The organism is Rhizobium sp. KNZ14-9A (genome assembly GCF_056755015.1).
This window is the reverse complement of sequence record NZ_JBPGXB010000002.1, coordinates 2,236,852-2,256,577: the sequence shown is the minus strand read 5'-3', so window position 1 is coordinate 2,256,577 and position 19,726 is coordinate 2,236,852. Positions and strand designations below refer to the sequence as shown.

The following is a 19,726-nucleotide window of genomic DNA, read 5'->3' as shown; positions in this document are numbered from 1 at the left end:
GCCAAAGGCAGATCGAGCATCTTTGTTCTTATCTTTATTCCAATACAAAAATGGCCGGACCTTTTGGTTCGGCCATTTCATTTTTATTGTGCTTCATTGAGCGCGCGTCAGAGCAGAAGCTGACGGCTGTATCTGTCACAGGCTGATGGTCACGGTGGTCCCTGTCGGATTGCCTTCGAGAGTTACGCTCCCGCGGTGACGGGTTACGATCTGCTTCACGATGCTCAACCCGAGGCCAGCACCCGTGCTCCGTGGTGTGACCCTATAGAATGGTTCGAAGACGAGGTCTCGATGCGCTGCCGGAATTCCGGGACCCTCGTCCGAGACCGAGATTCCTCCGCGTTCGAACACGCGAACCGATATCGTGCCGGTATTCCCGCCGTGGTCGATCGCATTGCGCACAAGGTTGCCTATGGCGCGCGACATCGCCGACCGACTTACCAGCCGATACAGCTCGTTCACTTCACTGTCGAATGAGATTTCATATCCATTTCTTATGGCAAGCGGCGCTTGGTCGGCGACGACGTTCCTCGCGACTTCTACGAGGTCGGCTTGTTCATACGGCTCCGGGGACTGCTCGCTCCGTTCGAAGTCGAGCAATTGCTCCGCCGTCTCCCGTAGACGCCCGATGTCATCCATCATGGTGTCGCGAGTGCTTCCTTCCAGGGTCGTATCGATACGCGTCTGCATGACGGCGATCGGCGTGCGGAGCTCGTGTGCGGCGTCGATTAGAAAACGTTCTCTGGCTGCGAACTGCTGCTCAAGCCGCTCCAGAATGGAATTGAACGCATGGATAAGCGGAACGACCTCACTCGGAACCCGATCCACTGGCAGCCGGGATCCTGGCTGGCGAGGGTCGATCTCCGGAGCTTTCCGAACGACGTCGCTCAGCCCTGAGAGCGAACGTCTGACCAGTCGCGGCACGGCGAAGAAGAGGGCGGGCAGAGTAACCGCAAGCAGAGGCACGTAGATCGGATATGTGCTGCCAAGCATCGTGAGGAATGTCGACTCGCTTCCGTTACGACCGCCATAAAGCACCCGGATCTCGGTCGTATCGATCTCAATGTCGTCGACTGAAGCCGGCTCCGGGCTACTTGCCAGCGTGCCACGAATGTCTGCGTCCTTGATAAGCGGCACGAACTTGGCGAGCTGCATGTACGGAGGCGGAATATTTCCATATGCGACTGCCGTTCCGTCCGGGGCTGCGGCGTAGAAGAAGAGATTGGTATTGTCATTCTTCAATGCCGTAAGCTGTTCGCTGTCTTTGATGCGAAGCCCTCGTCCAGGTTCGTAGCTCAGGGATCCTTCCAGGGCGTTCAGAAGCCGGTGCTGCATGCCGACGTTCGGAGAAAGGATCATCGCCCCATAGATGCACAGCCCGACGATCACCAATGCCGTGATGACGACGAATAGCAGACTGAGCTGCCAACTCAGTCTCCACCACAGCGACGTATTCGGAAATCGCATCAATGTTCCTTCAGCAGATATCCGACCCCGCGGATGTTGTGAATGGACACGCCGGCTTCCGCGTCAGCCAGGCGTTTTCTCAGTCGCGACACATGAGCATCCAGCGCGTTGGACTGGATCGTCTCCTCGTAATTGTAGATTTCGGTTTCCAGCGCCGATCTGAGGACGGTCTTACCTTTTCGCTTCGCAAGGGTAACGAGCACCATCAGCTCTCGACGAGGCAGGTCGAGCTGCAGTTCGCCGACCATGACGTCCATCCGGATTGGATCCACGGTCATCCGCCCCGCGACTATGGACGGCTCCGCCAGGGCCGACGGGCGTCGCATGACAGCGCGCAGTCGAGCGAAAAGCTCCTCCATCAGAAACGGCTTGCCCAGATAGTCGTCGGCGCCGAGATCGAGGCCCGCTACTCTTTCCTTCGGTTCGTTTCTGGCAGTCAGGACGATGACCGGCGTTACGACGCCGGAGCTTCGTAGCCAGGGAATGAATGTGATGCCGTCGCCGTCTGGCAGACGTCTGTCGAGCACGATCGCATCATAGGTCTGTTGTCGAGCCAGTTCGATTGCATCCCCAAGAAGAGCGGTGTGGTCCACCGCTATGCCCTTCTTAGTGAGCGACGCCGCAATCGCTTCCGCCAGCCTTGTCTCGTCTTCGACCAACAGGATCTTCATGTCTCGTCCACCTTTGCGATCCTATCTTCACGACGACCATTGCGACAGGATTACGGCGTGAGCGTTTCGAACGCGGGAAGTCATGGGTCGCGGCGAATTGGATAAACGAGATCGCATGATCGTCCGCCTTTCGCCACAAGAGCATTGGCCGTTACTCGTTCCCGCGATGATCCGAGCCTGGCAAATCCCATGAGGTTGCCAATCGCCTCTGAACAAAAAACTCCAGGCGCCTGGGCACCTGGAGTTGATTTCTGATTGGTCTGTTCTGAAGGAAATCGGACCTCTGTCCGAGCGGATCAGTTTCGATTGACTGCAATGAAGGCTGTTCTCTTCTTACTGCTCAATCGAAAGATGTAAATTCGCCCTTTTCTTCAAATGCCGACCGGATTTAGCTGCGCGGAAACCTGAATTTTCCCGAAGAAATCAGCTGCAGCCGCTGGTCGCACCGCAAGTGTCGCACTTCTCGCAGGTGCCGTTGCGCACCATCGTGAAGTTCTGGCACTCGCCGCACATGTTGCCCGTGTAGCCCTGCATGATCGAGCGCGCGCGGCGTTCGGCTTCCATCTTCTTGGCTTCCGTCTTGGCGGAGGCAGCGTCGGCTGCGGCCTTGTCGGAGAAGAGGGCGGTTGCCTCGGTGCCGGTTTCCTCGATCACCTCTTCGGCGATCTCCTCGGCCAGTTCCTTGGCGCGCTCCTCATAGTCGCGCTTGAAGGCGACGATTTCGGAGGTGGAGATGGCCACTGTCGGCTCCAGCTTGCGGGCTGCTGCCCCCGCAAAGGAGGTTACCGAACCAATCGAGGAGGCGCGGGCAGGGGCTGCCGTTGCCGCGCCCTTGGGCTCGCCGGCCTGGCGTTCGCCGCCGGTGCCGGCAACGAGCGTCGGCTTGTAGCCGCGGGTCCAGCCGGTGGAGAGCAGGTTCGTCTTGCCTTCCTGGATGCCCTTGCCGAGCGCGGTGTTGGAGAAGTCCGACGTATCGACATGGGCAAGATCGTGACGGCCGAGATAGGAAACGGCGAGTTCGCGGAACACGTAGTCGAGGATCGACGTGGCGTTCTTGATCGCGTCGTTGCCGATGACGATGCCGGCAGGCTCGAACTTGGTGAAGGTGAAGGCCTCCACATATTCTTCCAGCGGCACGCCATATTGCAGGCCAAGCGAGATGGCGATGGCGAAGTTGTTCATCATCGCACGGAAGGCAGCGCCTTCCTTGTGCATGTCGATGAAGATCTCGCCGATACGGCCGTCACCGAATTCGCCGGTGCGCAGGTAGACCTTGTGACCGCCGACGGCAGCTTTCTGGGTGTAGCCCTGACGGCGGTTCGGCAGCTTCTCGCGTTCGCGGGAAACACGCTCGATCACGCGCTCGATGATCTTCTCGGTGACCGTCACGGCCTGGGCCGCTGCCGGCTGCTGGATCAAATCCTCAAGCGCATCCTCATCACTCTCGTCTTCGATCAGCGAGGCGTTGAGGGGCTGCGACAGCTTGGAGCCGTCGCGGTAGAGGGCGTTTGCCTTCAGGCCAAGCTTCCAGGAAAGCATGTAGGCGTTCTTGCAATCGTCGACCGTTGCCTCGTTCGGCATGTTGATCGTCTTGGAGATCGCGCCGGAGATGAAGGGCTGGGCAGCCGCCATCATACGGATGTGGCTTTCAACCGAGAGGTAACGCTTGCCGATCTTGCCGCAAGGATTGGCGCAATCGAAAACCGGCAGGTGCTCGTTCTTGAGGAAGGGTGCGCCTTCCAGCGTCATCGCACCGCAGACGTGGATGTTGGCAGCCTCGATGTCCTTCTTCGAGAAGCCGATATGGTCGAGCAGGCTGAAGCTCATGTCGCTGAGCTGCTCGTCGGAGACCTTCAGAGTATTCTTCAGGAAGTCGGCGCCGAGCGTCCACTGGTTGAAGACGAACTTGATGTCGAAGGCGCTCTTGAGAGCAGCATTGACGGCTTCCACCTTGTCGTCGGTGAAGCCCTTGGCCTTCAGCGTCGAAGGGTTGATGGCCGGTGCCTGGTTCAGGTTACCGTGGCCGACTGCATAGGCTTCGATCTCGGCGATCTGGCTTTCGGAATAGCCGAGCGTGCGCAGCGCATCCGGAACGGCGCGGTTGATGATCTTGAAGTAGCCGCCGCCGGCCAGCTTCTTGAACTTCACCAGTGCGAAGTCAGGCTCGATGCCGGTCGTGTCGCAATCCATAACGAGGCCGATCGTGCCGGTCGGTGCGATGACCGAGACCTGCGCATTGCGGTAGCCGTGCTTTTCGCCGAGTTCGAGCGCCCTGTCCCAGGCCGACATTGCGTGGGCTGCAAGATCCTGATCCGGGTTTTCCGAATGGATCAGCGCGACCGGGTTGACCGAGAGAGCCTCATAGCCGGCGTTTTCGCCATGGGCGGCGCGGCGGTGGTTGCGGATGACGCGCAGCATATGCTCGCGGTTCGGCGCGAAATTCGGGAACGGCCCGAGTTCGGCAGCCATTTCGGCAGATGTCGCATAGCAGACGCCAGTCATGATCGCCGTCAGTGAACCGGCAATGGCGCGGCCCTCGGCGCTGTCATAAGGGATACCAGTCGACATCAGCAGGCCGCCGATATTGGCGTAGCCGAGGCCGAGCGTGCGGTATTCGTAGGAAAGCTCGGCGATGCGCTTCGACGGGAACTGCGCCATCATGACCGAGACTTCGAGCACGACGGTCCACAGACGAACGGCATGTTCGTAGTCGCCGATATTGATGCGCTTGGTTGCCTTGTCCTTGAACTGCAGCAGGTTCAGCGAGGCGAGGTTGCAGGCCGTATCATCGAGGAACATGTATTCCGAGCACGGGTTCGAGCCGCGGATCGGGCCGCCGGCCGGCGATGTGTGCCAGTCGTTCATCGTCGTGTTGAAGTGGATGCCCGGATCGGCCGATGCCCAGGCGGCATAAGAAATCGTTTCCCAGAGGTCGCGGGCCTTCAGCGTCTTCATCACCCGGCCGTCCTTGCGGGCGGTCAGGTTCCAATCGCCATCTTCTTCGACAGCGCGCAGGAAGTTGTCCTTGATCGAGACGGAGTTGTTGGAATTCTGGCCGGAGACGGTGAGATAAGCTTCCGAATCCCAGTCCGTGTCGTAGGTCTTGAACTCCATGTCCTTGTAGCCCTGGCGAGCAAACTGGATGACGCGCTGGACATAGTTTTCCGGAACCTGGTCCTTCTTGGCAGCACGGATTTCGCGCTTCAGGGCAGGGTTCCTGGTCGGGTCGAAGCAATCGCCGTTGTCGCCTTCGCAATTGACGCAGGCCTTCATGATCGCCTTCAGATGCTGGGCGACAACCTTGGAGCCGGTCACGAGGGCAGCAACCTTCTGCTCTTCCTTGACCTTCCAGTTGATATATTCCTCGATATCGGGATGGTCGATGTCGACGACGACCATCTTGGCGGCGCGGCGCGTCGTGCCGCCAGACTTGATGGCGCCAGCAGCGCGGTCGCCGATTTTCAGGAAGCTCATCAGGCCGGAAGAGCGGCCGCCGCCGGAAAGCTTTTCGCCTTCACCGCGCAGCATGGAGAAGTTGGAGCCGGTGCCGGAGCCGTACTTGAACAGGCGCGCTTCACGCACCCAGAGGTCCATGATGCCGCCTTCGTTGACGAGGTCGTCTTCAACGGACTGGATGAAGCAGGCATGCGGCTGCGGATGCTCGTAGGCAGACTTGGACTTGGTGATCTTGCCGGTGAAGGGATCGACGTAGAAGTGGCCCTGGCCGGGACCATCAATGCCGTAGGCCCAGTGCAGGCCGGTGTTGAACCACTGCGGGGAGTTCGGGGCAACACGCTGCGTGGCGAGCATATAGGCAAGCTCATCCTTGAAGGCTGCTGCATCTTCCTCGGAAGAAAAATAGCCGCCCTTCCAGCCCCAATAGGTCCAGGTACCGGCGAGGCGATCGAAGACCTGGCGCGCATCGATTTCCGAGCCGGTCTGTTCGTCCTTCGGCAGGTCCTTCAGCGCTGCGTCGTCGGCAACGGAGCGCCACAGGAAGGAGGGGACACTGTTCTCCTCGACCTTCTTCAGGCGGGCAGGGACACCGGCCTTGCGGAAATATTTCTGCGCCAGAACGTCGGTGGCGACCTGGGAAAACTGCGCGGGAACTTCAATGTTTTCGAGGCGGAAGACGATCGAGCCATCCGGGTTCTTGATCTCGCTCGTCGCTTTGCGGAATTCGATATCCGCATAGGCGCCCTGACCAGCCTTCGTAAACCGACGTTCGATGCGCATGTTCTTAACCTCTTGTTGGCACCCGAAAGGGCGCAAAATTCCCGTCCGGCTACGCGTTGTCCCTTCGCGCGGCCAGTGCTCGTTCCGTCTTGTGACAGGATTGTCATCCGGAGATGATTTTCCTGTATCTTGTGGTGAGGCTGGCTGCAAACGCTAAATATAGTGTTAACAGCTTATCTTTACCAGTCCCCGATGTCGCTTTTTGAGGCCGGAAATAAGGCGCAGAAATGCCTTCGGACGTCACCGCTCTTGGCGGTCCAACACCCTGATTCTGCGTTCAATTTTCCTTGGAAGAACCGGTCTCGTTACCTCCGGTTCAGTCGCCGCCGCAACATCTGAAACATTAAGTTTGAAACCGCTGATTCCGTCAAGGGGTGGAACGTAACCGAATGCTAACCACAACATCTTGTGGACGCTGTTGTGAAGACTGGGGAAAGTCTGGGGAAGCCTGAAAATACAAGGGCTTGCGCCGCTGCTCGGACAAGGGAAAGGCCGGAATGTTAAAAAAATCGGCTGCGGCAAAAGTTAGGATGGCTTTTGCGACGCAAATGCGCATGGCGATTCGTTGAAGGAAATCAGCACTTTCTAGAGAGCATCGATGGCAATCGTGACGGTCGCCGTGCCGATCGGCTTGCCCGCCTCATCGGTGACCACGAAGCTTGCCTGAGTCTCCAGAAGCTGGGTCGACTCGTCGCGCTCAGCCCGGCTGATATAGATCTCTTGTGAACCGCGGGCGAAGGTTTGGAGAAACTTGTCCTCATCGCCCTGCCAATAGTCCGTCGTGATGGTGCTCTGGCCGACATTCAGCCCGTGACAATCGGTGACGAAGAATTCGAGGATCGTTCCCTGCGAATCATCCTGTTTCGATTTGAGATAATGCGAGACGGATTTTGCCATCAGTGCTTGGACCATCTGGAAATCGCCCTGGGCGACCTCCGCCTGGTAGGTTTCGTCCAGCACCCGCATCTCCATCTCACTGACATCGCCGAATTTGGCGTTCTGCTCCTCGATCGCCTTCACCACAACCGGAGCCTCGACCATCGGCCGGACGAGCGTTTCCACATATTCACGCACGACGCCGATATAGGCCGGCTCGGCCCCGGCAGGCGTATAAGGAAACAGGCAGCCGATCAGCCCGAAGGCCGCTGCCGTTCGAATCTTGCCCCAGCATGCCATTGCGCTTCCCCAACCGCATTCAGCCCCACTTTACATCCGGTCTTTACGACCGGTAGTTGCCTGACGTTATGCTAATAAAATAAAATGGACGTTACCGAGCAGGGGCTGGAATCCGCTATCGGGAAGACAAATATTGGGACAATTTTCGGTCGTAAAACCGGAGGTTGCTCGCGTCGGCAGCGGTTAGCCGCGAGCACCCTTGGCGATCGGCTCCTGGTAGGTGAAGCCCATATCCCAGGGGAAGTAGATCCAGGTGTCCTGGCTGACTTCGGTGATAAAGGTGTCGACGGTCGGCACGCCCTTGGGTTTGGCGTAGACGCAGGCAAAATGCGCCTTCGGCAGCATGCCGCGCACTTGGGCGGCGGTCTTGCCGGTATCGGTAAGGTCATCGACGACGAGTACGCCTTCGCCGCCGTTTTCCATCAGTTCAGGCGCGATGCCCTTGAGCAGCACCATGTCGCCTTGGTTGACGTAGTCGTGATAGGACGCGACGCAAACCGTTTCAATGAGGCGGATGTTCAGTTCGCGCGAAATGATCGCCGCCGGAACGAGGCCGCCACGGGTGATGCAGACGATCGCCTTGAACTCCTGGCCGAGGCCGGCGAGCCGCCAGGCAAGCGCACGCGCATCGCGGTGGAACTGATCCCAGGAAACGGGGAAGGCTTTATCGGGAAGGGACATCGGGCTGCTCCGCGGCATGAAAAAACGACACGCCGTTTGCCGGCGACCGAGTGAACATCGGCGGGCAAAACGCAAATCGCGCAGCCGGAACTGCGCGATGGATGCCGAAGCCTGATATCATCGGTCGCCGCAATTAGCGGGATTTGGAGGCAAAAGGCAAGAGCGGCCTTAACGCGAGAGCAATGTCAGCGCCGTCATGGATTGCAAAAGCGTCTTCGTCGTACCGCCGAAGATCGCCTGCCAGAGCCAGGAATGTGTGTAGGCGCCCATGACCAGAAGGTCGATGCTGTCGTCAGAAAGCCGGTTCTCGATGACATGCGAGGCGTTCTTGTCGCCGCTTGCAGCCGTGGCAAGCGTCACGTTCACGCCGTGGCGGGCAAGCGTTGCGGAGATCTCGGCTCCGGCCATCGTCGCCGATTGAGTTGCGGTCTCGGCCGGATCGACGGAGAAGATTTCCACGGCTTCGGCAGCCTTCAGGATCGGCAGGGCATCGAATGTGGCGCGCGTTGCTTCCTTCGAGCCATTCCAGGCAATCAGCACGCGCTTGATCGGCTTCGGCTGGCGGATGATGTAAGGGATAATCAGTACCGGCCGGCCGCTTTCGAACAGGAATTCGTCGACATCCACATGGCTGTCGGAGGGTCTTGCAGGATCGGCCTGCGAGGCGATCAGCAGGTCGGCGCTGCGTGCGCTTTCGATCAGCGGCGCCGAGCCATATCCCGTCGACGTCGCAAAGGCGCGCCATTCGAAGGAAGCGCCGGCAGCCTCCGCGCGGGCGCGGAAAATCCGCTCGACCGCGATAGTCTCTGAATGGGCCATGTCCTGAAGCGCCTGCACGGCGACCGGATCGGGAATTTCCATCGGCGCGACCAGCGGCACGGCGGCAATCGTTTCGGCATGCAGGCCGATCACATGGGCGCTGCTTTCCGCGGCAATGGCAAAGGCGAAATCGGCGACGGCGCTGCTATTGTCTGCTGTATCCAGAATGGCGAGAATGGTTTTATAAGACATATCAATTCTCCTTTGCGGCTGAAATGACGCTCCGCGAGGAAAGGAATGCGCCGGAATATGCTGCGGTTCCTTGACCATGATCAAGACCGCACATAGTCCTCACGCGTTCGCCGAATGGTTTTCGGCAATATCTCTCCTGCGTCTGATATCCTCGATCATGGCCCGCACATCCGCACCTGCAGCCTCGATCACATCCTGCGAGCGGCCGCGCACTACGATCTCCGTTGAAAATTTCTGCCCCACGTAACGCGGATAGGAGCCGATGCTGGTTTCCGGATGCGCCTTCTGGATCGCCGCCAGCGGTGTGCCGATCTCGCCTTCGCCATAGGGGCAGGCGATAGCGAGCGAGAGGACGGGCGTGCCCGTCTTCAGCGTCGGCAACATATTGTCGACCATGGCCTGGAAGACCTGCGGGACGCCCGCCATGACATAGACATTGCCTATGATGAAGCCGGGAGCGGTCGATACCGGGTTGGCGATATGGGCAGCACCACGCGGCATGCGGGCCATTCGCTGGCGGGCCTCGGTGAATTCCATCTCCCGGCGCTTGTACATCTCGGCAAGCAGCTCCATCGCCGCCGCATCATGCTCGCAGGGAACGCCAAAGGCCTTCGAGACGGCATCCGCGGTGATATCGTCATGCGTAGGCCCTATGCCGCCCGACGTGAAGACATAGTCGTATTTGCCGCGAAGCGCGTTCAGCGCCTCGACGATCGCATCCTCCTCGTCGGCGACGATACGAACCTCCTTCAGGTCGATGCCCGAAATAGTCAGCATATCGGCGAGATGGCCGATATTCTTGTCCTTGGTGCGGCCGGAAAGAAGCTCGTCGCCGATGGCTAGCATGGCGGCGGTAACGACAGTCTCATTGCTCATGGGGATATTTCCGTGGTGTGAAGCTTGAAAATAGGTAGCGCCGTTTGGCCAGTTTGCAAACGGCAAAGCGAAGCGGCTCAAGGGTCGAAACGAAACGGCAAGTGAAATTTCGTCTACAAGCGGTGAACAGTGAGTTCTTGGTGCAGGACTATGTTGAACGGGATGCGCTGCTAGAACGGTCTCGGTCAAGAAATTCAATCAATCCTTGATGGAGATAACAATGGCGAAGATTCTCGTCCTCTACTACTCGGCTTATGGCCACATCGAAACCATGGCTTATGCCGTGGCGGAAGGCGCGAAGTCCGCCGGCGCTGATGTCGTCGTCAAGCGCGTTCCGGAACTGGTTTCCGAAGAAGTCGCCAAGGCTTCCTACTACAAGCTCGATCAGGCAGCGCCGATCGCCACCGTCGATGAACTGGCCGACTATGACGCGATCATCGTCGGCTCCGGCACGCGTTTCGGCACGGTCGCTTCGCAGATGCGCAATTTCTGGGACCAGACCGGTAGCCTGTGGTTCACCGGCAAGCTCGTCGGCAAGGTCGGCTCGATGTTCACCTCGTCCGCCACGCAGCACGGCGGCCAGGAATCGACGATCCTTGGCTTCGTCCCCACCTTCCTGCACCACGGCATGGCCTATGTCGGCCTTCCCTACGCCTTCCAGGGTCAGATGGGCACGGAAGAAGTCAAGGGCGGCTCTCCCTACGGCGCATCAACCATCACCAACGGCGATGGCTCGCGTCAGCCTTCGGCAATCGAACTCGAAGCTGCCAAGTATCAGGGCGCACACGTCGCCAAGATCACTGCAAAACTCGCCTGAGTTCAGCCTAGATCTTTCTGCGAGACGGCGGTCCTTTGGGCCGCCGTTTTATTTTGGGACAGTGCTCACGCAAGCCTGTTTTTCGACCGCCCACAGAAACGCGCAAACATTTTCTTGACGAATCCGCCTAAGTCGTTGATCTGGACGGCGCGCGAGCGTGGCGAAACTGGTAGACGCAAGGGACTTAAAATCCCTCGGCCTTAGGCTATACGGGTTCGATCCCCGTCGCTCGCACCATCTTCATAAACGTGTTCGAATGTGCTTGTATAGTGTGGATAAACCATAGGCAGCGCTTGTCTATGGCGTCAGTGCTGCAAAAAATATAGGCACTGTGCGGTTGAGTAAGTGTTGTCTTAGTGGGAGTAAGACGATGGTTTACGACTGGGATGGAGCAAAAACGCGGCGCGTCAGGCTCTTCAAGATGAGTGCCTTTCTACTATTGGGAACGGCGGTGGCAGCAGTGCCGCTATTCTTCTGGGCTTTGCAGTTGCGCGGACTTTAGACAGCTTTGAGGGTCCCGAGCCGGTGCTCGCGTGCCAGCAGGTCGCGCTTCCGCTTAAAGCCCCAGCGGTAGCCGGAGATCGAGCCATCCTTCTTGATGACGCGGTGGCACGGAACGAGGACGGCTATGGGATTTGAAGCGATTGCTTCGGTCACCTCTCGGGCATCGCGCGTGCCCAAATTGGCAGCCAGCGCGCCATAATTCGTCGTTTCGCCCATGGGTATGGCACCCAGCATCGACCAGACCTTAATCTGGTACGGAGTTCCGCGCAGATCGAGCGGAATATTAGGATCAAGGCCAGGGTTCTCGATTGCCTGCTCCACCTTCACAAGGACGTCGCCGAGATCCGCCTGGCCGTCAATGAAGTCGGCTTCCTGGAAGCGCAAGCGCGAGGCGTCCTCCATTGCGGAGCGCTGCGAACTGAATTCCAAGGCGACGATCCCTTTGTCGGACATGGCAACCATGAAGTCGCCGAGGGAGCTGATCCCCCATGCAAAGCGGATGACTTCGGGCATTTTTGCCTCCTGTGGAACTGTTTGTATTTGAAGAATAGAAGTTTGCTGTGGTGCAGCCGATCCGGATCTTGCTTTCAAATCGGAAAAGGCACGATGCCGCCTGATGGCTCCGGAGGCATCCGCCGTATCCTTTACCGCGCGTCGTGGAAAATGATCCCGACGGTGTGGCGCATGCCGGTGCGGATGCGGCTTACGCCATGGCGCAAGTTCACGCGGTAATTCCCCTTCGAACCCTGTACCGGCCGGTTATGAACGGCGAAGGCAACGGCATCGCCGCGGCGAAGCGGGACGACCTCGACACGGCTTTGCATGCGCGGCCGCTGTTCTGTCAGCACGAATTCGCCGCCGGTAAAATCCTGGCCGGGCTCAGACAGGAGGATCGCAACCTGGATCGGGAACGCGAGATCGCCGTAGAGATCCTGGTGAAGGCAATTGAAGTCGCCTGGAACATATTGCAGCAGAAGCGGTGTGGGACGAGTTTGGCCGGCTTCGTGGCACTGTTCGAGAAAAGACGGATGTGCAGCGGGATAGCGTTCGTCGATCCCCATGCGAGCGTTCCACTCGTTGGCGACGCCAGCGAGATGCGGATAGAGCACCGTCCGTAAACCGCCGACCAGGCCCGGCAGCGGATACTTGAAATAACGGTATTCACCCTTGCCGAAACCATGCCGAGCCATGTGGATGTGACTGCGGAAGTGGCTTTCGTCCGGATAGAGCATCGCGATGCCGCGGCACTCATCCGGCGAGAGGAGGTTTGGCAGGACGGCGCAGCCATAATTGTCGAGATCGCCTGCAAGCGACGGCCAGTCGTAGCTGGCTACGCGTGCCTCTGCGGACATGTCCGCAGAGGTCGGAGAGATAGCCGGGGAATGGAGGCTCATACTATCGCCTCCTTCCGGATCAGCTCACGCTTGCGTTCGATACCCCAGCGATAGCCCGCAAGCTCGCCGTCGCTGCGCACGACGCGGTGGCAGGGGATCGCCAATGCAATGGGATTGGCGGCGCAGGCCGTGCCAACCGCGCGGGGCGAGGTCTGTGCGCCAACATGACGGGCCAATTCCATATAGGTTGTCGTCTTGCCGGCAGGGATAGCACAAAGCTCCTCCCAAACACGGCGCTGGAATGGCGTTCCGCGCATGTCGAGCGTGAGATGAAGTCCGTCAGCAGGCTTCTTCACGAAGAGGATTATCTTCGCGAGATCATCGTGGACGGCGATCTCGTTTGCGATAAGCTCGGCTTCGGGAAACCGGTTCGCAAGATCATCCGTGAGATCTTCGTCCATATCGCCGATCAGAATGGCGCAGACGCCTCTGTCGCTGCGAGCAACCAGCACCCGGCCCAGGGCGCATTCGCCGATCGCGTAAGAGAGGGTGTCGATGCCGGGATTTGCATTCTTTGCAGCGGGTGCAGACCGCGAGCTGGTGGTGGAAATCATGAGGTTCATTGAACTAACTCCTTCGTTTGTCCTTATGATCGAAACTATCCGCGCGCCGGCCCGCCCGAACTCCGGTCCTTGCTTTCAAATCGGAGTTCTTCTTTTTCAGCATTAGGAAAAAAGCCGAGTGTCGTGACACGCGGCATCGGCCTTCCAGCGGCTGTTGATCTCATGCAAGGCGGATGATCACCGTCTTCGCCAGCAGGAACGTCTCTCCTGTCGAGAAACAGAGCCGGATGTCTCCATTGGCGAGCATATCCCATTCCGCAAGGCCATCGGTGACCAGCTGATTGAAATAGGCCATCACGAGCGATCTGGCGGGATCGGCATGGAAGAGTTCGTCAAACGCATCGGAAGTGGTGTCGGTACCTGAAAGCTGTCGTCTTTTGCTCTTGGCGTCGAATCCATCGTGCGAGACCATGTGAAACGTCCTTGCTCCGGCGCCGGACCACTAGAGCGCACCGCGGAAAGTCAGGTTGATGCGCATGCGTCCGACGGTCTCATGGTGACCTTCCTTCAATTCCGCCACTCCGTGGCGGGTCCCGCGGGACAATACCTTCAAACAGAACACGCATGATCGGATGACTCCGGACCGGACGCTTCCCGGTCGATCAGGGCGCGCTTGCGCTCGACACCCCAGGCGTAGCCCGAAAGAGCGCCGTCATTGCGAATGACGCGATGGCAGGGAATGGCGACGGCAAGCTTGTTTGCCGCGCATGCTCCGGCGACCGCACGCACCGCATGCGGCGAACCGATCCGCTGAGCGATTTTGGCATAAGATATCGTCTCGCCAAGGGGGATTTCCCGGAGCGCCTGCCAGACGCGTTGCTGGAAGGCGGTGCCGCGGACATCAAGGGGAAGATCGAGGCCGACGCTCGGCTTCTCGACGAAACCGACGACGCGCGCGACCAGGGCCTCATAGCCCCTGTTGGCGCCGACCAGATGAGCCTTCGGAAAACGGTCCTGAAGATCGTGGACGAGCTTGTCTGGATCGTCGCCCAGGAGGATTGATACAACACCCTTCCTGCTCGAGGCGACGAGGATAGGCCCCAGCGAAGTCTGCCCGACCGCGAACTTGATCTCTTCGTTGACCCCACCGGCGCGATACTGCGATGGCGTCATGCCGAGCATGCCGGTCGACTTCTCATAGAAGCGTCCGCTGGAGTTGAAGCCTGCATCATACATCGCCTCCGTGACGGTATTGCCGGAGGCAAGGCCCTCACGGACCTTCTCAGCGCGATGTGCCGCGGCATAATTCTTCGGTGTCAGCCCGGTCACTGCCTTGAATACGCGGTGGAAGTAACTCGGGCTGCGGCCGACCCTATCAGCCAGTTCTTCAAGCGAAGGCTCTCCCTCGCTCTCCTCGATAAGGCGGCACGCCTTCGCGACAAGGTTCGCGTTCTCGTATTCGAGCGACGGTCCTTCGGGATTACAGCGCTGGCAAGGCCGGAATCCGGTCGCCTTGGCGCTTTCGATGCTGTCATGGAGCTGGACATTCCTGGGATTGGCAATCCTGGAGGGACACGACGGCCGGCAGTAGACGCCTGTCGTCGAGACCGAATACCAGAGATGTCCGTCGGCAGTCTTGTCCCGCCCGACGATACGCGCCCAGCGAGGATCGTCAGCGACTGATGAGATGGCAGCTTTATGCACCGTGGTCATGGTCTTATCTTCTCATATGGTCGAAGTGGTCGTCCCGCAAAACCCGGTCGGACACACTCCTATTCTTGCTTTCAAATCCGAATAGCAGCCACCCGATTTCATCCGAGAGGAGTGCCTCGTCGACCGGCGTTGATGCCTTGGTTGGTCAAGCGCATTGGAGCGATGCCGTTCAAAAGAAAAAGAGGCCCGCGCTGGAAGCACGGACCTCATCCGAAAACCTGTGAAACGTCGCTTGCCGCGGAGCCGGCAGGCGACAGAATGCCTCGATCAAGCAGCCTTCATCAGCCCGAGCTGGGTGAGGGCGGTTACACCGTCATCGAGACCGATCTCCTCGACGATCCTGCCGTCGCTCAGCTTCAGCACCGTGGTGCCGGTGAAGTGCATCCTGCGGCCGGTCGCGGCCGGGAGGCCGCCGATCAGGAAGTCGTTGAAGGCTGGACCGGTATGGGTGCCGCCGCCCTCCCACTGGCCGACGACATAGTCACCCTCGGCGATGAGATCGGCCGTGCCCCAGAAGTTGAGATCGGGAAATGCGGCGCGGAAATCGATCATGAACGCCTTGATGTCGTCATGGCCGCGGCGGGGTTCGTGCAGCGAATATTTGAGCAGCATGTCGGGTGCCGCAATCTCGTCGACGACGGCAAGATTGACGTCCTTGCCCCAAAATTCGGTGAACCAGCGCACGACGACGGCCTTGTTGTCTTCTTCCTTGCTCATTTGAAATGGATCCTCTGATCTGTTTCGGGAGGATCATCGAAACCACTCGATGACCTGAGCTTGGAATAGGTGCATGTCGGCCCTGTGGAACTCCGGTTCTTGCCTCGAAATTAAAAGCATACGGACGACGCCAACGCTGAGGTGCCAGCTCGAGCTATCAGCAACGGCTTCACCGGGACGGCGGTGGCAGCGGTACTGCTTTTCTTCTGGGTCTTGCAGTTGCGCGGGCTCTAACGTCCCGGTCCGCTGTTGCCGTCTGGCAAATTACGCGGCGGCATTCGCCCCGGTTTTCGCTTCACGCCACTTGTTGAAAACCCAGCCGACGGTCAGGCCGAGTGCTGCGCCCATTGCCTTGACGCCTGCATCGTGAAGGCGCGCATGCCGCGTCGGCGACAGGTACTGCAGATATTCGATCCCGACCGCACCGAAGATCAGCAGTACGGCAACCGTTTTCCATTGTTTCGGATAAGCAAGGGCAAAAGCCAGCCCTGCCAACAGGTAAGCCGCGGCACGGTCGATGTCAGGTGTTTCGATCGTGTGGGGTCGCAATTCGATCGGCGAAACTGTGACGAACAGGATGAAGGCGAGAAGAAGCCACGCCAGAAGCTTTGTGATCTTGGATGTCATCTTGCCGTCATATTAGCAATTGCTGTACGCCATCAAGTTAAAAGCCGTCCACGTAACCTGGATCTTGGGCCCAATCTGAAGACGCGCTTAAGGAAGCCTTTCATCGGGCGAACCGCAAATGGCGCAAACGGGCTTCTTTCCACAAGCGGCCTGTGTCATAGCGACGTCTGGATTTTTGAAGAATGGACGAACGCCCGTGACAAGACACGATGTCGAAGGCGCAGAAGAGGCAATGCGCAGCCTTTTCCCCGCTACGCCGCTGCAGCTCAATGATCACCTTTCCGCCCGCTACGGTGCCGATATCTGGCTGAAGCGCGAGGATCTTTCGCCGGTGCGATCCTACAAGATCCGCGGCGCGTTCAATTTCTTCCGCAAGGCGATTGCCGAAGGTGCGGGCGGCAGGACTTTCGTCTGCGCGTCTGCCGGCAATCACGCGCAGGGCTTTGCCTTCGTCTGCCGCCATTTCGGCGTGCCGGGCGTCGTCTTCATGCCGGTCACCACGCCGCAGCAGAAGATCGACAAGACACGCATGTTCGGCGCCGGTTTCATCACCATCGAGCTCATCGGCGATTTCTTCGACCAGTGCTACCAGGCCGCCCGCGATCATGTGGAGGCGATCGGTGGTGTCATGGTGCCGCCTTTCGATCATGCCGACATCATAGAGGGCCAGGCGACGGTTGCTGCAGAAATCATGCAGCAGCTTCCCGAAGGCACGGTGCCCGACATGGTCGTCCTGCCGGTTGGCGGCGGCGGCCTTGCTGCTGGCATCACCGGTTATCTCGACGGCATCGTTGCGAAATCCGATTTTGTCTTTACCGAACCTGCCGGCGCCCCGAGTTTGCGCCGCAGCCTCGAGGCCGGGCAGGTGGTGACGCTTCCCAAGGTCGACAATTTCGTCGACGGCGCGGCTGTCGCTCGCATCGGCGACCTAAATTTCGCGGCCCTGAAGGACTTTTCAGTCGAGCAGGTCAGGCTGATGCCGGAAAATGCCATCTGCGTTACCATCCAGGAGATGCTCAACGTCGAAGGCGTGGTGCTGGAGCCAGCCGGTGCCCTGTCGCTGACGGCGATCGCCGCCATGGATCGCGAGGCCATCAAGGGCAAGACGATCGTTGCCGTCGTCTCGGGCGGCAATTTCGATTTCGAGCGGCTGCCCGATGTCAAGGAAAGGGCCATGCGCTACGCTGGCCTGAAGAAATACTTCATCCTGCGTCTTGCTCAGCGCCCCGGCGCGCTGCGCGATTTCCTCAATCTTCTCGGGCCGCATGACGACATCGCCCGCTTCGAATATCTCAAGAAATCGGCGCGCAATTTCGGTTCGATCCTCATCGGCATCGAGACGACGGCTCCAGAGAACTTCGCGACGCTGGTCGCCAATTTCGAAAGATCAGGCATGGGCTTCGAGGACATTACCGAAAATGAGATCCTCGCAAACCTGATCATTTGACTTTGCGTCCACTGCACTGCGTGCTAAAGGCGGATTATGGCTTCGTTCCTTTCAAACATTCTTTCGGTATTCTCCGGCGGCGGCAAATCCTCCACCGAGGCAGCTGCGGGTCCTTCCGGTGAGCCGCAGCTCTATGGCGATTGCACCATCTATGCGGAGCCGCAGAAGGAAGGCGGCCAGTATCGTCTAGCCGGCCGCATCGAAAAGAAGGTTGGCGAGGACGTTCTCGTGCGCAAGTTCATTCGCGCCGATCTCTTTTCCTCGTCCGATGATGCGATCGAATGCACGGTGCGCAAGGCGCAACAGATCATCGATCAGCATGGCCCCTCCCTCTTCGGCGATGGCGAGAAGCTTCGGCAGGTCTGAGCGCTCGTTAGCCGGACAAGGCTTTTTCGAACCGCCATTTCCCGTTGTTTTTCAAAACTATGACAGCATTTCCGTGATGGAAATTGCTGCGTTGCTCACCTAATCTTAAAGGATTATGGCGAAGGTGGCGCCTGCAGGTTTTGCAGGGCGCCGCATGTGTTTGAGCTTTCCGGACGACTGACCAGAAGATCCGCTGCGGCGGCTGCGGCTCTCTCGCGCGGTCCTGTTGTAGGCGGAGGACCGTGATGGAGCTCTTGAACTCCGCGCTCTTCATCTTCGAAGCCGTCGGCTATTTCGTGCTGATGGTCAGTCTCCTGCATTTTCGCCAGCGCCTCGGATTGGGCGTCTTCCTGACGGCGCTTGGCGTCATGCATTTCATGGAGACCTATCTCGCTGCGGTCTTCTATGTTTCCCTGCCGTTCGGGAGCGTCTCGCCGGGTTCTTCGATCTTCTTTTCCGGCAAGCTGATGATGATCCTCATGCTCTACCTGCAGGAGGATGCGGCGACCGTCCGCCAGCCGATCTATGGTCTGTTTCTCGGCAATCTCCTGACCGTCGCCATTGCCTGGGTACTGCAGCTTCACCAACCGCTGGAGCTGTCGCCCGGTCATCCGGCAGACGTCGATTTCCTGAAGGAAATGGGCTGGCTGATGGTGTGGGGAACGGCAGTTCTCTACCTCGACTCGCTTGGCATCATCCTGCTCTACGAAAAGCTTGGCGATTTCATGCGCAGGCGCGTGGTGTTGCGCTTCATGATCTCGGGCCTCGTGGTTCTGACCTTTGACCAGATCTGTTTCTTCAGCGGCCTGCACTATTTCATGGGCGTTCCGATGGCGGCCTTCTGGGCCGGATGGAAAGCCAAGATGCTGGCCGTCTGCCTCTATTCCCTGATGTTTGCCATCTACGAATACCGTATCCGCCGGGCCGGCGTTGCCGCCTCGGCCCGCTCGATCAGCGACCTCTTCGGCGATCTGACATTCCGTGAGCGCTACAACGATCTCCTGGAACGCACCGGCCGCGATATGCTGACCGGCGTCTATGACCGCAGCCGTATGGAGCTGGAGGCGCCGCTGATGGTACGTGAGGCGCTTCGGCAGGGCCAGTATGCGACCGTTCTCATCATCGATGCCGACCACTTCAAGGACGTCAATGACGGCTTCGGCCATCTGCAGGGCGATGAGGTTCTGAAGGCTATTGCCTCCAGGCTTGGAACGACACTCCGCTCCAGCGACCGCATCTTCCGCTTCGGCGGCGAAGAGTTTGTTGCCGTTTGCCCCGGTACTGGCCATGAGGAGGCATTGCTGCTCGCCGAGCGCCTGCGCTGGACGATTGTGACCAGCGTCAAGACGCCTGACGACGCGCCCGTATCTGTGAGCATAGGTGTCGCAACTGCCGACGAAGATGGGGACAGCTTCACGACTGTGCTTTCGGCGGCGGACAGCCGCCTCTACGAGGCAAAGAAGAGCGGCCGCAACTGTGTCGTCGGCCGCTCCGGTGTCGTAAAAGTCAGCTAGATCAGG

General features: G+C 59.1%; 18 protein-coding genes and 1 tRNA gene. 5 read left to right on the top strand and 14 right to left on the bottom strand.

Annotated features, from left to right (window positions below; translation table 11 throughout):
* Positions 1–135: 135 nt before the first annotated feature.
* From ACR9ZQ_RS17860 to ACR9ZQ_RS17830, 7 genes are all read right to left on the bottom strand, one after another.
* Positions 136–1,467: a sensor histidine kinase gene (locus ACR9ZQ_RS17860; protein ID WP_481428459.1), complete on the bottom strand. Its 1,332-nt coding sequence runs from the start codon at positions 1,465–1,467 to the stop codon at positions 136–138.
* On the bottom strand, positions 1,467–2,138 hold the full coding sequence (locus ACR9ZQ_RS17855; protein WP_310383020.1) for a response regulator transcription factor: 672 nt from the start codon (positions 2,136–2,138) through the stop codon (positions 1,467–1,469). The genes ACR9ZQ_RS17860 and ACR9ZQ_RS17855 overlap by 1 nt, the downstream gene beginning before the upstream one ends.
* A gap of 423 nt (positions 2,139–2,561) precedes the next feature.
* A complete protein-coding gene (locus tag ACR9ZQ_RS17850) occupies positions 2,562–6,374 on the bottom strand; it encodes a vitamin B12-dependent ribonucleotide reductase (protein WP_481428458.1) in 3,813 nt (1,270 codons plus the stop codon).
* A gap of 585 nt (positions 6,375–6,959) precedes the next feature.
* Positions 6,960–7,550 (bottom strand): hypothetical protein, encoded by a 591-nt coding sequence (locus tag ACR9ZQ_RS17845; RefSeq protein WP_481428457.1) that lies wholly within the window; start codon positions 7,548–7,550, stop codon positions 6,960–6,962.
* A gap of 183 nt (positions 7,551–7,733) precedes the next feature.
* Positions 7,734–8,231, bottom strand: coding sequence for a xanthine phosphoribosyltransferase (gpt, locus tag ACR9ZQ_RS17840; protein WP_007812968.1), 498 nt, complete (start codon positions 8,229–8,231; stop codon positions 7,734–7,736).
* Positions 8,232–8,399: 168 nt separating this feature from the next.
* Positions 8,400–9,242 (bottom strand): universal stress protein, encoded by an 843-nt coding sequence (locus tag ACR9ZQ_RS17835; RefSeq protein ID WP_481428456.1) that lies wholly within the window; start codon positions 9,240–9,242, stop codon positions 8,400–8,402.
* A gap of 99 nt (positions 9,243–9,341) precedes the next feature.
* Positions 9,342–10,118 carry a competence/damage-inducible protein A gene (locus ACR9ZQ_RS17830; protein WP_481428455.1) on the bottom strand — a complete coding sequence of 259 codons (777 nt, stop codon included), beginning with the start codon at positions 10,116–10,118 and terminating at the stop codon, positions 9,342–9,344.
* Positions 10,119–10,338: 220 nt separating this feature from the next.
* Here ACR9ZQ_RS17830 and wrbA point away from each other — a divergent pair, with 220 nt between their 5' ends.
* Together wrbA and ACR9ZQ_RS17820 are read left to right on the top strand one after the other, a co-directional pair.
* Complete coding sequence (wrbA, locus tag ACR9ZQ_RS17825; protein WP_310383058.1) at positions 10,339–10,935, top strand: NAD(P)H:quinone oxidoreductase type IV; 597 nt, start codon at positions 10,339–10,341, stop codon at positions 10,933–10,935.
* Positions 10,936–11,086: 151 nt separating this feature from the next.
* Positions 11,087–11,172: transfer RNA gene (locus tag ACR9ZQ_RS17820), tRNA-Leu, on the top strand.
* Between the two features lie 261 nt (positions 11,173–11,433).
* Here the strand turns inward: ACR9ZQ_RS17820 and ACR9ZQ_RS17815 are convergent.
* From ACR9ZQ_RS17815 to ACR9ZQ_RS17785, 7 genes are all read right to left on the bottom strand, one after another.
* Positions 11,434–11,952 carry a methylated-DNA--[protein]-cysteine S-methyltransferase gene (locus ACR9ZQ_RS17815; protein ID WP_481428454.1) on the bottom strand — a complete coding sequence of 173 codons (519 nt, stop codon included), beginning with the start codon at positions 11,950–11,952 and terminating at the stop codon, positions 11,434–11,436.
* Between the two features lie 131 nt (positions 11,953–12,083).
* The gene (locus ACR9ZQ_RS17810; protein WP_481428453.1) at positions 12,084–12,833 is read right to left on the bottom strand and encodes a 2OG-Fe(II) oxygenase; all 750 of its coding nucleotides are present in this window, start codon (positions 12,831–12,833) and stop codon (positions 12,084–12,086) included.
* Positions 12,830–13,396 carry a methylated-DNA--[protein]-cysteine S-methyltransferase gene (locus ACR9ZQ_RS17805; protein ID WP_481428452.1) on the bottom strand — a complete coding sequence of 189 codons (567 nt, stop codon included), beginning with the start codon at positions 13,394–13,396 and terminating at the stop codon, positions 12,830–12,832. Before ACR9ZQ_RS17805 ends, ACR9ZQ_RS17810 begins: the two co-directional genes overlap by 4 nt.
* 160 nt (positions 13,397–13,556) lie before the next feature.
* The gene (locus ACR9ZQ_RS17800) at positions 13,557–13,808 is read right to left on the bottom strand and encodes a hypothetical protein (protein ID WP_481428451.1); all 252 of its coding nucleotides are present in this window, start codon (positions 13,806–13,808) and stop codon (positions 13,557–13,559) included.
* Positions 13,809–13,945: 137 nt separating this feature from the next.
* Positions 13,946–15,049 carry a bifunctional DNA-binding transcriptional regulator/O6-methylguanine-DNA methyltransferase Ada gene (gene ada / locus ACR9ZQ_RS17795; RefSeq protein WP_481428450.1) on the bottom strand — a complete coding sequence of 368 codons (1,104 nt, stop codon included), beginning with the start codon at positions 15,047–15,049 and terminating at the stop codon, positions 13,946–13,948.
* A 267-nt stretch (positions 15,050–15,316) separates the two neighbouring features.
* Positions 15,317–15,766, bottom strand: coding sequence for an ester cyclase (locus tag ACR9ZQ_RS17790; RefSeq protein WP_481428449.1), 450 nt, complete (start codon positions 15,764–15,766; stop codon positions 15,317–15,319).
* A gap of 264 nt (positions 15,767–16,030) precedes the next feature.
* A complete protein-coding gene (locus tag ACR9ZQ_RS17785; RefSeq protein WP_481428448.1) occupies positions 16,031–16,393 on the bottom strand; it encodes a VanZ family protein in 363 nt (120 codons plus the stop codon).
* A gap of 196 nt (positions 16,394–16,589) precedes the next feature.
* Between ACR9ZQ_RS17785 and ilvA the strand changes: the two genes are divergently transcribed.
* The 3 genes from ilvA to ACR9ZQ_RS17770 all read left to right on the top strand — a co-directional run bounded on the left by ilvA (position 16,590) and on the right by ACR9ZQ_RS17770 (position 19,720).
* Positions 16,590–17,840, top strand: coding sequence for a threonine ammonia-lyase (ilvA, locus tag ACR9ZQ_RS17780; protein WP_481428447.1), 1,251 nt, complete (start codon positions 16,590–16,592; stop codon positions 17,838–17,840).
* 36 nt (positions 17,841–17,876) lie between these two features.
* Positions 17,877–18,206 (top strand): HlyU family transcriptional regulator, encoded by a 330-nt coding sequence (locus tag ACR9ZQ_RS17775; protein WP_007812996.1) that lies wholly within the window; start codon positions 17,877–17,879, stop codon positions 18,204–18,206.
* Positions 18,207–18,448: 242 nt separating this feature from the next.
* On the top strand, positions 18,449–19,720 hold the full coding sequence (locus ACR9ZQ_RS17770; RefSeq protein WP_310383069.1) for a GGDEF domain-containing protein: 1,272 nt from the start codon (positions 18,449–18,451) through the stop codon (positions 19,718–19,720).
* Positions 19,721–19,726 lie beyond the last annotated feature (6 nt).

What these genes read in the sequence shown, in the direction of transcription:
- ACR9ZQ_RS17775 (WP_007812996.1), top strand. Translation starts at nt 17,877, where the DNA reads ATGGCTTCGTTCCTTTCAAACATTCTTTCGGTATTCTCCGGCGGCGGC.
- gpt (WP_007812968.1), bottom strand. Translation starts at nt 8,231, where the DNA reads ATGTCCCTTCCCGATAAAGCCTTCCCCGTTTCCTGGGATCAGTTCCAC.
- ACR9ZQ_RS17850 (WP_481428458.1), bottom strand. Translation starts at nt 6,374, where the DNA reads ATGCGCATCGAACGTCGGTTTACGAAGGCTGGTCAGGGCGCCTATGCG.
- ACR9ZQ_RS17855 (WP_310383020.1), bottom strand. Translation starts at nt 2,138, where the DNA reads ATGAAGATCCTGTTGGTCGAAGACGAGACAAGGCTGGCGGAAGCGATT.
- ACR9ZQ_RS17835 (WP_481428456.1), bottom strand. Translation starts at nt 9,242, where the DNA reads ATGTCTTATAAAACCATTCTCGCCATTCTGGATACAGCAGACAATAGC.
- ACR9ZQ_RS17860 (WP_481428459.1), bottom strand. Translation starts at nt 1,467, where the DNA reads ATGCGATTTCCGAATACGTCGCTGTGGTGGAGACTGAGTTGGCAGCTC.
- ACR9ZQ_RS17830 (WP_481428455.1), bottom strand. Translation starts at nt 10,118, where the DNA reads ATGAGCAATGAGACTGTCGTTACCGCCGCCATGCTAGCCATCGGCGAC.
- ACR9ZQ_RS17785 (WP_481428448.1), bottom strand. Translation starts at nt 16,393, where the DNA reads ATGACATCCAAGATCACAAAGCTTCTGGCGTGGCTTCTTCTCGCCTTC.
- ACR9ZQ_RS17815 (WP_481428454.1), bottom strand. Translation starts at nt 11,952, where the DNA reads ATGCCCGAAGTCATCCGCTTTGCATGGGGGATCAGCTCCCTCGGCGAC.
- ACR9ZQ_RS17805 (WP_481428452.1), bottom strand. Translation starts at nt 13,396, where the DNA reads ATGAACCTCATGATTTCCACCACCAGCTCGCGGTCTGCACCCGCTGCA.
- wrbA (WP_310383058.1), top strand. Translation starts at nt 10,339, where the DNA reads ATGGCGAAGATTCTCGTCCTCTACTACTCGGCTTATGGCCACATCGAA.
- ada (WP_481428450.1), bottom strand. Translation starts at nt 15,049, where the DNA reads ATGACCACGGTGCATAAAGCTGCCATCTCATCAGTCGCTGACGATCCT.
- ACR9ZQ_RS17790 (WP_481428449.1), bottom strand. Translation starts at nt 15,766, where the DNA reads ATGAGCAAGGAAGAAGACAACAAGGCCGTCGTCGTGCGCTGGTTCACC.
- ACR9ZQ_RS17845 (WP_481428457.1), bottom strand. Translation starts at nt 7,550, where the DNA reads ATGGCATGCTGGGGCAAGATTCGAACGGCAGCGGCCTTCGGGCTGATC.
- ACR9ZQ_RS17810 (WP_481428453.1), bottom strand. Translation starts at nt 12,833, where the DNA reads ATGAGCCTCCATTCCCCGGCTATCTCTCCGACCTCTGCGGACATGTCC.
- ACR9ZQ_RS17800 (WP_481428451.1), bottom strand. Translation starts at nt 13,808, where the DNA reads ATGGTCTCGCACGATGGATTCGACGCCAAGAGCAAAAGACGACAGCTT.